The organism is Mesorhizobium sp. BAC0120 (assembly GCF_033542235.1).
Taxonomy (GTDB): domain Bacteria; phylum Pseudomonadota; class Alphaproteobacteria; order Rhizobiales; family Rhizobiaceae; genus JAWRCU01.
In genome coordinates, this window is record NZ_JAWRCU010000012.1 from 39,541 (window position 1) to 52,038 (window position 12,498).

Genomic DNA, 12,498 nt, shown 5'->3' on the forward strand with positions numbered 1-12,498 from the left:
CATCACGGCTCGATGACGACCTTGCCGTAGACCTTTCGTTCGTCGAGCAGCCTCATGGCTTCTGCGGCGTCTTCCAAAGCGTAGCGCTGCGGATGAAGTGCCGGTTCGAGCTTCTTTGTCCTGACGAGTTCGAGAAGCGCCGTGACGTCGTCGCGCGACCAGCCATTCGAACCGACAATGTTGAGCTCGAAAGTCCAGATGATGCGCAAATCTTCGTGCGGGTCGTAGCCTGCTGTCGCGCCGCAGGTAAGAAGGCGACCATCCCGCTTCATCACCCTAAGCGACGGCACCCAGGTGTCGCCGCCGGTGAAGTTGACGACGACATCGATGCCGCCTTCATCCTTGTGCGATACGCGCGCCCGGCCGAAGCGTTGGCGGCATTCGGCGACCCAGTCGCCTGTTGCGTAGTTGATGCCGATGTCGGCGCCGAGCTGTTTCAAGCGCTCCAGCTTGTCGTCGCTCGAAGCGCAGGCAATCACGGTTGCGCCTGCCTGCTTCGCCAGCTGTACGCAGCAGGTCCCGACGCCGCCGGACGCGCCGAGGATCAGAACCTTCTCGCCGGGCTGGATCTTTCCCCGCGTCAGCATCATGCGGTACGCGGTGCCATAGGCGACCGGCAACGCGGCGGCTTCGGCATAGCCGACCTCGTCCGGCAGCGGTATCAGCATATGGGCTGGCACCCGGACGAGTTCCGCCAGACCGCCGTCGAACGTCTCGCCGAGCAGGCCGCCATTGACGCGCTCAATTGGATCGACCAGGACGCGCTGGCCGACCCGAAAATCCTCCACCCCTTCGCCGACCGCCACGATGTCGCCGGCGACGTCGATACCGAGGATGATCGGCATCGGAATCCTGATGCCGGGCATGCCTTTGCGGGTGAACACGTCGTGATAGTTCAGCGTGCATGCCCGCACGCGCAATACCACGTCGCCGGCGCCGGCTTCAGGGTCGCGATAGTTCCCGTCGTAGGTGAGCTGCTCCAGCCCACCATGCTCGTGTGTGACGACAGCACGCATGCCGGATCTCCTAAATCTGCTTGTGTTAGCCGAGCGTGCCAAAGCGCTCGATCATGAGCCGCTGCACGATTTTGCGGTCGATCTTGCCCGGACCGTTCAGCGGCATTTCCTCGACGAAGACGATGCGCCTCGGATGCGCGTAAGCCGGACCGATCGATAGCGTGAACTGACGCAGCTCCTCTTCGGTGATGTCGCGGCCCTTGGCCTTGACCACCATCGCGACCGGAACCTCGCCCTTGATGCGGTGCGGAACGGGCACGACGGAGGCCTCGGCCACCGCGGGATTGCGCAGCAGCATGTTCTCGATCTCGAGCGGATAGACATTCTCCCCGCCCGAATTGAACATGTCGTCGGTGCGGCCGCGGAAATAGAAGAAGCCTTGATCGTCCTTGGAGAAAACGTCTCCGGTGCTCAGCCACCCATCCTTAATACGCTCGGCATTGACCTTCGGCAGCTTCCAATAGCCCGGCGTGACGCCCGGATTGCGCACCCATAGCTCGCCATAGGAAGGATGCTCGTCGCCATTCGCATCGACCAGCTTGACCTCGCCCTCGGGCCACACGACGCCGCAGCTTCCGTGCGGCACGACACGACCGTCGGTCGGAACGCCGATCATCACAGGCCCGCCTTCGGTCAGGCCATAGCTTTCCGATGCCGCAACCCCGAAAGCCGCTTCGACAGCATCGAGAAGCTCCTTCGGTGTCGGCGCCGAGCCGATCTTCAATGATTTCAGCGCCGAGAAATCGAGCGATTCGATCAGGTCGCGCTCCTGTAGGAGCAGGGTGAAGACGGCCGGAACCGCCCCCGCATGGGTGCAGCGGTACTCGGACAGGACGGTCAGGAATCGGCGGGGCTCGAAATTCGGCAGCAGCACCACTGATCCGCCCCATGACAACATCGGCTTGATTGCGCCCGCCATGGCGTTCTTATGATAGAGGGGTACGGCCGCGAGCGCCCTGTTGTGCTCGTCACCCGGCCAGTATTTCTTCAGGCACCCGATCCACCAGCACTGGCCGGAATGTGTCAGAACCACACCTTTCGGCCGGCCGGTCGAGCCGGAGGTATAAGGCTGGAAAGATGGATGATCATCGGCAAGGCGCTTGGGCGTGAAGGACGGTTCCGTCGCGATCAGCGCCTCTTCGTAATGACGCCAGCCGGCGCGCCCTGGCTCCAGAACCAGCCTGGTCTTCAGCTCAAGCGCATCGGCAAGGCCGGCGACATGCGGGTTCGCGGATTCCTCCACGATTGCGCCCACGCATTCGGCATCGCGCATGACGTAGTCCAGCGTATCGGCGCCGAGCTTCGTGTTGAGCGGCACGGGGACGATTCCCGCGCGCATCGCGCCGAAAAAGATCTCCACGAACTCGAAACGGTTGCTGACCGACATGGCGATGCGGTCCCCGGGTTCGAGGCCGCTGTCGACGAGCAGGCGTGCCACCCGATCGAGCCGCTCTTCCAGCTCACGGTAGCGCACCTCCCGCGGCTCGCTCCGCGACAGGTCGATAATGGCGATGCGATCGGGGTAGCTAACAGCCGCATCGTGGTTCCAATAACCGACATTGTTCCATCGCGGATCGTCTTGCGTGATCGGCATGGTGGCAAACTCCGTAATCGAAGGTCTGGCGCAACTCGTTTCAGGAAAGCACGACGTCGCCGCGCGGCGTGCCGAGCACGGCGTGGAAGCCGGGGCGCGGCGCCAGCCGAACGGCGACGTCGATGCCCATCTGCCGATAAATATCGCTTAGCTGATCGGCCATCGGGTGCAGCACCTCGAAGGATTTCAGGGTGCAGCCGCCCGGCGCGGATTGCGAGGGATGCGGAGATCCTTTCCAATCGATGGCGAAGGGAATGAATTCCCCGAATGTCCCGTCGGTAATGTAGAGGCACGCCCAGTCGAGGCGGACGCCGTCGGGCCTGGTGCGGCCCATTTCCACCGGGCCATGCGTTGCGATCCCGGCGCCTCCGGCGGCAGCTTCATAGGCCGCGATGTCGTTTGTGCGGACAGCGAAGGTGATCATCTGCGGATAGGGCAGGGCGGCGATCGTCCCGCCACGGTTGCCTTCGAGCGATTGCTCCGGATCGGGCGATATCACTTCGAGATAGGTTCCTCCCAGCGACACCAGGCTGTTGCGGGTGCCGAAACCGGGATGCGATCCGCCGCGTGCAGGCGCCACCCCCAGCAATTGACCGAGGATCTTTGATCCCGCGTCCAGATCGGGAGCCGCCCAAAGCAGATGATCGAGTTCTACGCTCATGCCAAATCCCTTTCTCTACCGCGCCAGCGTGAGGTAGACGCCACGCCCGCTCGCAACCAGCTTGCCATTCTCGTCGTGGATTTCGGCCTCCGCCGTGGCAAGCGTGCCGCCCATCTTGATCACCCTCGCTTTGGCGACCAGCGGACCGGGCAGGGCGGTGCGGTGATAGTCGACGCGCATGTCGATCGTCGGCACCCCGCGGCCAAGCCGCGCCGCCACCGCGTAGTCGCCTGCGAGATCGATCAGGGCGGCGAGAATGCCGCCATGGGTGTAGCGCACATTCGGATCCGAGACGAACTCCTCCCGCCAGGGCAGCGCGATTTCGACGCCTTCGTCCGAAACGGATTTCAAGCTTACGCCGAGCCAGGCATGGAAAGGCGCATTGCGGACCATCCTGTCGAGCGTGGCGAAATCCACCACCGTCGCGTCACCCATGCACCCCTCCCAAGTAAAGTTCAGCCACTTTCGGATCGCGCGCCAATGCCGGCCCTTCGCCTTCATAGGCATTGCGTCCCAGATCGAGCACATAGCCGCGATGCGACATGGCAAGTGCCCGCGTCGCATTCTGCTCGACCATCAGGATGGTGACCCCGGACCTGTTGATGGCGGCCACCTGCTCGAACATCAGGTCGACGAAGCGTGGCGCCAGCCCCGCGGTCGGTTCGTCGAGAAGCAGGACTTTCGGCTCCGGCATGAGCGCGCGTGCCATCGCAAGCATCTGTCGTTCTCCGCCCGAAAGGCTGCCTGCCGCCTGGCGCCGGCGTTCGGCAAGGCGCGGGAACAGCTGATACATGGCGGCAAGACGCTGCTTCAGGGGAAGCTCGCGGCGCGGCCGCAAGCCTATTTCCAGGTTCTCCTCGACGGGCAAGGTCTGAAAGACATTCTCGCGCTGCGGCACGTAGCCGAGGCCTGATTTCACGATGACGTTTGGGCGCAGCCCGGTGATATCGGCGCCTTCGAGAGTGATCTGCCCAGCTTTGGGCGCCACCAGCCCGACCAGCGTCTTCAGCAAAGTGGATTTTCCCGCACCGTTCGGGCCGACGACGGTGACGACCTCCTTGTCACGCACAATGACCGACACGCCGTTGAGAATGTCGACATTGGGGATATAGCCGGCGATGAGGCCGGAGGTGACGAGAGCGCCGGAGGTCATGGCGCCGTGCTCTCCACGGGGCCGCCGCCGAGATAGGCCGCAATCACTTTCGCATCGCTGCGAATATCGGCGGGCGTTCCGTCGGCTATCACCTGTCCCTGCGCCATGACGATTACATGGTCGGAGCGCGTCATCACCACGTCCATGTCGTGTTCGACGAACAGGAACGTCGTGCCATGTTCCTTCCGCAAGGCTTCGATGTGGTCGAGGATGCTTCGCCCAAGCGTTGGATTGACGCCCGCCATCGGCTCATCGAGCAGCACGATCGAAGGGTTCGTCATCAAGGCTCTGGCGATCTCGAGAAGCTTGCGTTGCCCGCCTGAAAGCGCGCCCGCATAGTCCGTCAGCTTGGCCTTGAGGCCGAATGTTTCCAGCAAGTCGAAGGCACGTTCCCGCGCGGCTGCTTCCGCAGCCCGCGCACGTGCTGGTCCTGCCAGGAGAGAGGTCAGCTTCTCGCCCGGCTGATCGGCTGCGGCCAGCAGCATGTTGTCGATGACGGACATGCCGGCGAGCACGCGCGTCAGCTGAAATGTGCGGACAAGGCCGAAACGGGCAATCCGGTGCGGCGCCTTTCCCGTGATGTCGTGCCCCGAAAGGATGATGCTGCCCGCATCCGGTCGCGCGAAGCCGCTCAACAGATCGAACATCGTCGTCTTGCCGGCGCCGTTGGGCCCGATCAGGGCGGTGATCGATCCGCGCACGACCCGGAAAGTCGCCCCGGCGACGGCACGCAACCCGTCGAAAGACTTCGCGGCATCACGCACGTCGAGAATGATGTCGGTCGTCGCGTTCAAGAGCGCACCCGCATCTCTTCGTGGTTGCCCAGTATCCCTTGCGGACGCCAGCGGCTCAGCAGGATAAGGAACAGGCCGACGATGACGAAGCGCAACGATGCCTGCTGACCGGCGGATAGAGCCGTGTCCATCAGGCGAGTGCCTTCGAGCAGCGCCCAGAAGATCAGGCTCCCGATAGCCACCCCGGCGTAGCTCGCATAGCCACCGAGAACGATGATGGCATAGCCGAAGAAGGTGAATGTCGGATCGAAAACGCTCGGATAGAGATAGCTGACATTGAGCGCGACGAAGAAGCCGGCGATGGCTGCCAGAGCCGCAGACAATGCCAGCGACTGCAGCTTGTAGGCGAAGATGTCTTTGCCCAGCGCAGCGGTCGCGTCCTCGTCCTCCCTGATGCCGCGGAGCACGCGCCCCCAAGGGGTCCGCTGTAGCGCCGAGATCGCGATGAGCATGACGGCGAATACGATCCACACGACGATGAACAATGGCAGCTGCGTGTAGCGATCGAGGCCAATGATAGCCAGTTTCCCGAGCAGCCAGTCGGTGAAGACGCGCCATTCCTGGTCGAAGCCCAGGACGCCCTGGTTGCCGCCCGAGAACTGTGCGTTCTGCAGGACGTACCGGACGATTTCGCCAAAGGCGATCGTGGCGATCGCGAAATGGTCGGCGCGCAATCGCAAGGACGAGATGCCGACCGCCACAGCGGCGACGACGGCTAGGACGATGCCCGCGATCAAGGCGAGCCAGAGCGACCATCCGAAATTGACTACGAGCAGCCCGACCGTGTAGGCGCCGATCGCCATGAAGCCGGCCTGGCCGAAATTCAAAAGGCCGGTAAAGCCGGCGTTAAGCTGCAGGCCCAGGGCGAAAATCCCGTAGATTCCCGCGAGCACCGCGACATTGATCCAGAAATCGATGCTCATGATCGCCGCAACGCCTTCCCAAAAATGCCTTGGGGCATGAGCAGCAGGATCAGAATGAGCAGGACGAATCCGACCGCCGGTTTCCAGCGCGCGTTGAACAGCAGCGTCGACCACTCCTGCGAAAGGCCGATCACCAGACCGCCGATGAGCGCGCCATAGGCGTTGCCGATACCGCCGAGCATGGTCGCGGCGAAGAGACTGAGCAGCAGCGTTACGCCGAAGTTCGGGTTGAAGCTGCCGATCGAGGTTGCGTAGAGAATGCCGGCCAGCGCGGCCAGGAAGCCGGAAGCGAACCAGGTGTAATCGATGATGCGGGCGGTATCGATGCCGGAGACTTCCGCCAGCGCGCGATTGTCCGCGAAGGCGCGCATTTCCTTGCCGATATTGGTGAAGCGCAATCCCAGTCCGACGAGCACCATGGCGAGCAGACCCGTGGCGAGGGCAGCGGCCTGCAAGGTACCGAAGCGCAACGGTCCGAGCGTGACCGAGGAGACGATATTGGCACCCAGCGTGCGAACCTGGCTGCCGGCCACGAATTGGATCGAGAAGCGCAGCACGAGGGCAAGGCCGATCGCCGAAAGAAACAGTTGGATATGGCTCGCGCCGGCGCGCCGCAAAGGCTTCCAAACGAGCTTTTCGGTGATGAGGGCAAGCACCCCTGTCGCCAGCATGGCAACGAGCATGGCGAGCGGCAGAGGAAGTCCGAGCCAGCCGAACAGGATCGTGAAATAGACGCCCGCGACAAGCAGGTCGCCTTGCGCGAAGTTGACGAGCTTCAGAACGCCCAGCACGACGGTGAGCCCGAGCGCCCCGAGCCCGAGATAGGCCCCGGCGGCAAACCCGTTCAGCGTCGCCTGCGTCGCTGGGACAATCCCGAAAGCAACGGCGAGAACTGAGAACACCAGGACGAGACCGGCGAACAGCAGATTTGGCGCAGACATTCTGGACACGAAGTGCCGCGGCGCCCCGGCCTCTGCCGCAGCGCCGCTTGCCGAAGAGCTTGTCACGTCGTTGCTACTTCACGTCGACCTGCTCGATAGTCACTCGCTTGCCGCCTTGATACTGGAACACGTCATAAAGGCTCGAAGACGGGTCACCGTTGTCCTGGAACCGGAACGCGCCGGAGACGCCGACATAGTCGATAGGCTTGCCCGAAGCGGCGGCGGCCACAGCATCCTTCAGGTTCTCGATGGTGAACTGCGGAGCGCCTTCCTGCGTGACCGACCGGACCTTGTCCCTGATCGCGCCTGGTTCGGTGGATTTCGCCTGCACGGAAGCCAGGAAGCAGAGGATGCCCGCATCGAAGGTATTCGCAGTGAGCGAGCTGTTGGCGACCCCGCCGGCTTCATCCCAGAGCTTGTTGAACAAATTCATCGCGCCGGTTCCCTGCGGCGAACCGGCCGCAACGCCATAGGCGCCTTCGATCGATTCGGCGGGGATGTTCTCCGGCACGTTGGCGAATGACATCGCGTCGGGAACGAACAGCTTCTTGGAATCGAATTTGCCGGTGCGCGCCAGTGCGGCACCGAATTTCGCATAGGTCTCCGGATAGTCGATCACGACGAAGGCATCGGGATTTCCATCGACGAGCTGTCCCGCTTCGGAATCGAACGCGGCCTGCTGCGGATCAAACGCGATGTTGCCGGTCACCTTGCCGCCTTCTGCCTCCCAGTTCTGGGTGAAGCTCTTGGCCATCGCCTCGCCATACGGCTCGTTGCGATAGGCCAGCGCCACGGTTTTGCCCTTGCCGATATGCTTTTCGATCGCGACGACTAGGGCTTTCGCCTGCAGGTCGTCAGCCGGCACGGTGCGGTAGATCGTGTGATCGTCATTGACGGTGCGCAGCCGCGTGCTGGTGGCGTTGGGCCACAGCGTGATCTTTCGCTGCATGGTGATGCCGTTGAGGACGGCGATCGCTTCGGGGGTGGTCGTCGGTCCGACGATGCACGAGGCGCCCTTGTCGACCAGGGTGCGCGCCGCGGACAACGCCGCCTGCGGATCGCCCTGAGAATCCGCGGCAGCCAGCGTCACATTGGACGACAATCCTGCATCCTTGGCAGCTTGTCCCGCCACCTTTACGGCTATGGTGATCGCCTTTTCGGCAGTCGGCCCCAGTTCAGACAGAGGTCCGGTCGATTCCAGCAGGGCGCCGATCGTTAGATCTGACGCCTGTGCCTGCGCGCCCATTGCGCCGACTGCTGCAGCCAAAGCAAGGGCGGACACCGCCGCCCAACGTGTCACGCCCATTTTCCGATCTCCACTCATCGTGTTCGCCCCAAAAACGCCAGTCGACAACAGTACTGATCGTTCAGTAATCAAGCTTACGTAGCTGTCGCCGTCAAGCGAACGAGATGCCAATTTTTTGCGAATCTTTGACATCTATGCTCTTGAAAACGGCGTCGGAGAGCGATGTGAGCGAAAGAAGATGACCTATGAGGGTGCAAGGGCACTGGCCATCGTCAGCGCCAAACCAGAACGCGTAACTGGACGGTTCAGCCACTCTTCTACGGGCAAGCCGGTAACGATCGGACTTATCGTTGAGTTCGCGGGAAAGCTCGCCTCGGCCGGCGCCACAAGCGGCTTGCGCTCCGGACAAGGCATCGAGGAGCGGGATTGTCATGTCAGCCTGTTCTCGCACGGGCCCTGCAGGGAGTTGAGCGGCGAGGCGGTCGCATTGCATGCCGAAGCACGACGCATGCACTGGCGCGTGACGGTCACGAACGAGCATGGGTTCGCCGTGGCGAGCGTGCAGATCGATTATGCTGTGACGGAGAATGCCAATCCCACGAACGCCGCAGATCGGCAAAACGGAGGCGAAGGGATTGCTTCCGGGCAAGCGGAGGGCACCCCTTTGCCAGAGCCGTCGCAAGGCGACAAACGCCGCGAGCACATTGCGGCGGCCGCCGCCGATGTGATCGCCCGAAAAGGTTTCGCCAACGCTACGATGCGCGAGATTGCCGATGCGGCGGGCATGCATGTCCCGACGATGTACCAGTATGTCGGCAGCAAGGATGAGATGCTGGAGCTGGTCTACAGCTGGACGATGGCAACGGTCCGCACCGATGTCGATGCAGCGACAGCCAGCTACACGACCGCAACCGAGAAGATCCGCGCGACCATCAGTGCCACGATCGACAAGGGGGACCGGTTCCGGCACCGGATCGGTGTGCTTAACCGGGAGCTTCGCTCGCTTTCGCCGCAAGCCCGCACGCGCGTTCTGGCCGAGTACAGGAAGCTGATCCTGCAGATCGCCAATGTGGTGAAAGAAGGAATAGACGGCGGCGAGTTCCGTCAGGTCGAACCGGAAGTCGTGGCGAACCTGATCGATGCCGCCTGTGATATCTGGCCACTACGGCAATTCGCGGTCGGCCAGTTCGGTGTTGACCTCTTTCGTCGTGAAATCGGCGACCTGATCGTGCAGGCCATTCGAAAGTAGCGTATCGCGGGTGCGGCTGCATCAATCGTGACGGGGATGGAGCAGGGCACGCTCTGTCCGCACGTGATCGAGAGCGTTTCCTCCGCCGGCGAACATGAGGCCGTCTACCGAGTCCGACCCTTGAAGGATCGTTTTCGAGCATGAGTGAATATCAATATTACGAATTTCAGGCGATCGACCGGCCGCTCGACAGGGCTGCGCAGGAAGCGTTGCGGTCGATTTCGTCGCGTGCGCGGATCACTGCGACAAGCTTCACCAACCATTACGACTGGGGCGATTTCCGGGGCAATCCGCGCAATCTCATGGAGCAATGGTTCGACCTGCATCTCTATCTTGCGAATTGGGGCACGCGGCGCCTGATGATGCGGGTGCCGGAGCGCTTTTTGAAGCGTGCCGACCTCGATCCCTTTCTTCGCGAAGTCGACTGGGTAAAAATATGGACCTCGGGCGACAGCCTGATCCTCGATATCAACCACGACGAAGAGGAGCCTTTCGATGCATGGGACGATGGTTCCGGCTGGCTCGCCACGCTGGCGCAGCTGCGCGCGGATGTGCTGTCCGGCGATCTCAGGCTTTTCTACCTCTTATGGTTGGCGGCAGTGCAGTACGAACTGGTTTCCGACGGCGAACTCGAGCCGTTGCCGGGCATCGGTCCGTTGACTGGGCCGCTCGAGGCTTTTGCGGAGTTCTTCGTTATGGATCGGAACCTCGTGGAGGCGGCTGCCGAGTCGGGCGCAAGCGATGCAGAGATATCGAAGCATGATCTGCGCGAAGCTCTGGCTGCTATTCCCGAGGAGGAAAAAACCGAGCTGCTGGTACGCCTTCTTCAAGGCGACAGCCACGTCGGCGCCGAGCTCAAGAGCAGGCTGCGCAATGAGCGTCCTGTGCCTTCTGCGCCGCGTCGCACTGTGAGCGAATTGCGGATGCGGGCGCAGGAGATCCGGGAGGCGCGCGAACGCGCGGAGGCCGAGCGCCAGGAGGCAGAACGGCGTCGCCAGCTGGAAGAAGCCGAAAAAGCTCGCCGCGTCCGGCTCAAGGTGCTCAAGCAGCGCGGCGCGGGTATTTGGCGCGAAATCGAAGAGGAGATCGAACGCCGCAACGCGCCCGGCTATGACAAGGCGGCAAGTCTGCTTTCCGATCTACAGCTATTGGCGGCGGAAGAAGGAAGCCAAGGCGAGTTCGACCGGCGCCTGGCCTCGATTTGCGCACGACACGGAAACAAATGGAAGTTCATGGAGCGGTTGATAAAACTCGGGTTGGCACTAGCGGAAGAGTGACTTCATTGTGACCTTGGCTTGGCTGCTGCAGCGAGCGCCGAACATCCTGCTGATCCCCGGCACCTCATCCATTGCTCATCTGCGCGAGAACATTGCCGCTGCGTCGCTGGCCCTGCCAGAAGACGCCATCGCGGAACTCGACGCCATAGCGATTGCCGGGGCGTAGCTGCGCTCGTCGTCGTGCCGGCGGCGGCAGGCCGGCGCCACGCGGCCCCCGTCAGGCGGCCGCCTTCTTCTGCTCGGCCGGATGGGACCTGCGAAAGCCGATATTGATCCGGTTCCAGGCATTGGTTTGCGCAATCAGCAAGGTGAGATTCACCTGCTCTTCCTCGGAAAAGTGCCGGCGCAGCGTATCATAGGCATCATCGGGCGCATGGGTTTCGGAGACCAGCGTCAGGGCTTCAGTCCAGGCGAGAGCGGCTCGCTCGCGCTCGGAATAAAGCGTGGACTCGCGCCACGCGCTGAGCAGGTGCAGCCGGTCTTCGGCCTCGCCGTATTTGCGCGCATCGGCCAGGTGATGGTGTATGCAGAAGATGCATCCATTGATCTGTGCCGCCCGGGTCATGACGAGTTCTCTCAGCAAGGGCTCCAGACCATTGGTTTGAATTGTTTTCCCAAGCTCGATCCAGGGCTGCATTGCTGTTGAGCTGACGGTGAAGGGGTTCAGTCTCTGTGCCATCTTCATCTCCTTTCGGTGCTTACGAAGGCAGGACGAAGTGGCACTGCCCGATGTGACATCGGATGCAGCTCTTCGGCATGGGCTGGCAAAACGTCAGTGCAGAGGTCTTCTCCCTATATGCTGGAGCTTGTCGGGATTCTGCATAACGTAGATCGCAGCGATCTTGTCATTGCTGATTTCGAGTGCGGTGGTCTGCAACATGCCGCCGAGTTCGATCGTGACGAAGCCCGGCAGCCCGTTGATGAAGCCATAGCGGAGAAGCTTGGACATCGCGCCCTCGAACAGCAAGGCAAGCGCTCGATGGAGCTGCGTGACGGCCTCCAGGCCAATGACCGGCTCAGGCGTCGCTCTCGTCTTGCCGCCGCCATCTGCGTAGGCGCTCACGTCCGCTGCCAGGAGAGATCGCAATTTGTCCATGTCGCCCTTGCGGGAGGCGGCGAAGAATGCGGCAGCGATTTCGAGCCCGCGCTCCCTGGGGACCGTGAAGCGCGAGCGGGTAGAGCGCACATGCGCCCTTGCGCGGCTGGCGAGCTGGCGACAGGCCGCAGGCTCACGGGCAATCGTGTCGGCGACCTCATCGAAACTCAGGCCGAACACGTCATGCAGAAGAAAGGCAGCCCGCTCCAACGGGGACAAGCGTTCAAGCGCCAGCATGAGCGGAAGCGTAAAGTCGTCGACTTCGTCGTCCACCGGTTCGATAACAGGCTCGGGCAGCCATGGACCGATATAGGTTTCGCGCCGACGCCGTGCGGAGGTGAGATGGTTGAGGCTGAGCCGCATCACGACGCGCCGCAACCACGCCTCTGGTTCGCGCACCACGGCGCGGTCGGCGCCGAGCCAACGCAGAAACGCTTCCTGAACGACATCCTCGGCATCCGCGACCGATCCGAGCATCCGATAGGCGATGCGAGTGAGCCGTGGGCGCAGCGGGCTGAAGGTGGTTGCGGCGTCGTCCTTCGACATTG

The 12,498-nt window shown here is 62.5% G+C and carries 13 protein-coding genes and 1 pseudogene; 3 read left to right on the top strand and 11 right to left on the bottom strand.

Annotation, left to right across the window (positions count from 1 at the left end):
- Positions 1-2: 2 nt before the first annotated feature.
- From SAZ10_RS23620 to SAZ10_RS23660, 9 genes are all read right to left on the bottom strand, one after another.
- The gene (locus SAZ10_RS23620; protein ID WP_318611846.1) at positions 3-1,016 is read right to left on the bottom strand and encodes an SDR family NAD(P)-dependent oxidoreductase; all 1,014 of its coding nucleotides are present in this window, start codon (positions 1,014-1,016) and stop codon (positions 3-5) included.
- 25 nt (positions 1,017-1,041) lie between these two features.
- Positions 1,042-2,610 (bottom strand): class I adenylate-forming enzyme family protein, encoded by a 1,569-nt coding sequence (locus SAZ10_RS23625; protein WP_318611847.1) that lies wholly within the window; start codon positions 2,608-2,610, stop codon positions 1,042-1,044.
- Positions 2,611-2,650: 40 nt separating this feature from the next.
- Positions 2,651-3,271 carry a VOC family protein gene (locus SAZ10_RS23630; RefSeq protein WP_318611848.1) on the bottom strand — a complete coding sequence of 207 codons (621 nt, stop codon included), beginning with the start codon at positions 3,269-3,271 and terminating at the stop codon, positions 2,651-2,653.
- A 15-nt stretch (positions 3,272-3,286) separates the two neighbouring features.
- Positions 3,287-3,706 carry a PaaI family thioesterase gene (locus tag SAZ10_RS23635; RefSeq protein ID WP_318611849.1) on the bottom strand — a complete coding sequence of 140 codons (420 nt, stop codon included), beginning with the start codon at positions 3,704-3,706 and terminating at the stop codon, positions 3,287-3,289.
- Positions 3,699-4,424, bottom strand: a complete 726-nt coding sequence (locus tag SAZ10_RS23640) for an ABC transporter ATP-binding protein (RefSeq protein WP_318611850.1) — start codon at positions 4,422-4,424, stop codon at positions 3,699-3,701. The genes SAZ10_RS23635 and SAZ10_RS23640 overlap by 8 nt, the downstream gene beginning before the upstream one ends.
- The gene (locus SAZ10_RS23645; protein ID WP_318611851.1) at positions 4,421-5,218 is read right to left on the bottom strand and encodes an ABC transporter ATP-binding protein; all 798 of its coding nucleotides are present in this window, start codon (positions 5,216-5,218) and stop codon (positions 4,421-4,423) included. Before SAZ10_RS23645 ends, SAZ10_RS23640 begins: the two co-directional genes overlap by 4 nt.
- Entirely contained in the window at positions 5,215-6,141 is a 927-nt protein-coding gene (locus tag SAZ10_RS23650) for a branched-chain amino acid ABC transporter permease (RefSeq protein WP_318611852.1), read from the bottom strand. The genes SAZ10_RS23645 and SAZ10_RS23650 overlap by 4 nt, the downstream gene beginning before the upstream one ends.
- On the bottom strand, positions 6,138-7,082 hold the full coding sequence (locus SAZ10_RS23655; RefSeq protein ID WP_318611853.1) for a branched-chain amino acid ABC transporter permease: 945 nt from the start codon (positions 7,080-7,082) through the stop codon (positions 6,138-6,140). Before SAZ10_RS23655 ends, SAZ10_RS23650 begins: the two co-directional genes overlap by 4 nt.
- 73 nt (positions 7,083-7,155) lie before the next feature.
- Complete coding sequence (locus SAZ10_RS23660; RefSeq protein WP_318611854.1) at positions 7,156-8,388, bottom strand: ABC transporter substrate-binding protein; 1,233 nt, start codon at positions 8,386-8,388, stop codon at positions 7,156-7,158.
- Between the two features lie 178 nt (positions 8,389-8,566).
- Between SAZ10_RS23660 and SAZ10_RS23665 the strand changes: the two genes are divergently transcribed.
- The 3 genes and pseudogenes from SAZ10_RS23665 to SAZ10_RS23675 all read left to right on the top strand — a co-directional run.
- Positions 8,567-9,577, top strand: a complete 1,011-nt coding sequence (locus tag SAZ10_RS23665) for a TetR/AcrR family transcriptional regulator (RefSeq protein WP_318611855.1) — start codon at positions 8,567-8,569, stop codon at positions 9,575-9,577.
- 140 nt (positions 9,578-9,717) lie between these two features.
- Positions 9,718-10,854 (top strand): hypothetical protein, encoded by a 1,137-nt coding sequence (locus SAZ10_RS23670; protein WP_318611856.1) that lies wholly within the window; start codon positions 9,718-9,720, stop codon positions 10,852-10,854.
- A 7-nt stretch (positions 10,855-10,861) separates the two neighbouring features.
- Positions 10,862-11,020, top strand: a pseudogene (locus tag SAZ10_RS23675) (aldo/keto reductase); the annotation flags it as partial.
- Positions 11,021-11,071: 51 nt separating this feature from the next.
- Here the strand turns inward: SAZ10_RS23675 and SAZ10_RS23680 are convergent.
- Both SAZ10_RS23680 and SAZ10_RS23685 read right to left on the bottom strand, forming a co-directional pair.
- Positions 11,072-11,533 (bottom strand): carboxymuconolactone decarboxylase family protein, encoded by a 462-nt coding sequence (locus tag SAZ10_RS23680; RefSeq protein ID WP_318611995.1) that lies wholly within the window; start codon positions 11,531-11,533, stop codon positions 11,072-11,074.
- A gap of 93 nt (positions 11,534-11,626) precedes the next feature.
- Positions 11,627-12,496: a sigma-70 family RNA polymerase sigma factor gene (locus SAZ10_RS23685; RefSeq protein ID WP_318611857.1), complete on the bottom strand. Its 870-nt coding sequence runs from the start codon at positions 12,494-12,496 to the stop codon at positions 11,627-11,629.
- Between the last annotated feature and the right edge of the window lie 2 nt (positions 12,497-12,498).

What these genes read in the sequence shown, in the direction of transcription:
- SAZ10_RS23635 (WP_318611849.1), bottom strand. Translation starts at nt 3,706, where the DNA reads ATGGGTGACGCGACGGTGGTGGATTTCGCCACGCTCGACAGGATGGTC.
- SAZ10_RS23655 (WP_318611853.1), bottom strand. Translation starts at nt 7,082, where the DNA reads ATGTCTGCGCCAAATCTGCTGTTCGCCGGTCTCGTCCTGGTGTTCTCA.
- SAZ10_RS23640 (WP_318611850.1), bottom strand. Translation starts at nt 4,424, where the DNA reads ATGACCTCCGGCGCTCTCGTCACCTCCGGCCTCATCGCCGGCTATATC.
- SAZ10_RS23660 (WP_318611854.1), bottom strand. Translation starts at nt 8,388, where the DNA reads ATGGGCGTGACACGTTGGGCGGCGGTGTCCGCCCTTGCTTTGGCTGCA.
- SAZ10_RS23620 (WP_318611846.1), bottom strand. Translation starts at nt 1,016, where the DNA reads ATGCGTGCTGTCGTCACACACGAGCATGGTGGGCTGGAGCAGCTCACC.
- SAZ10_RS23650 (WP_318611852.1), bottom strand. Translation starts at nt 6,141, where the DNA reads ATGAGCATCGATTTCTGGATCAATGTCGCGGTGCTCGCGGGAATCTAC.
- SAZ10_RS23680 (WP_318611995.1), bottom strand. Translation starts at nt 11,533, where the DNA reads ATGGCACAGAGACTGAACCCCTTCACCGTCAGCTCAACAGCAATGCAG.
- SAZ10_RS23625 (WP_318611847.1), bottom strand. Translation starts at nt 2,610, where the DNA reads ATGCCGATCACGCAAGACGATCCGCGATGGAACAATGTCGGTTATTGG.
- SAZ10_RS23630 (WP_318611848.1), bottom strand. Translation starts at nt 3,271, where the DNA reads ATGAGCGTAGAACTCGATCATCTGCTTTGGGCGGCTCCCGATCTGGAC.
- SAZ10_RS23665 (WP_318611855.1), top strand. Translation starts at nt 8,567, where the DNA reads ATGACCTATGAGGGTGCAAGGGCACTGGCCATCGTCAGCGCCAAACCA.
- SAZ10_RS23670 (WP_318611856.1), top strand. Translation starts at nt 9,718, where the DNA reads ATGAGTGAATATCAATATTACGAATTTCAGGCGATCGACCGGCCGCTC.
- SAZ10_RS23685 (WP_318611857.1), bottom strand. Translation starts at nt 12,496, where the DNA reads ATGTCGAAGGACGACGCCGCAACCACCTTCAGCCCGCTGCGCCCACGG.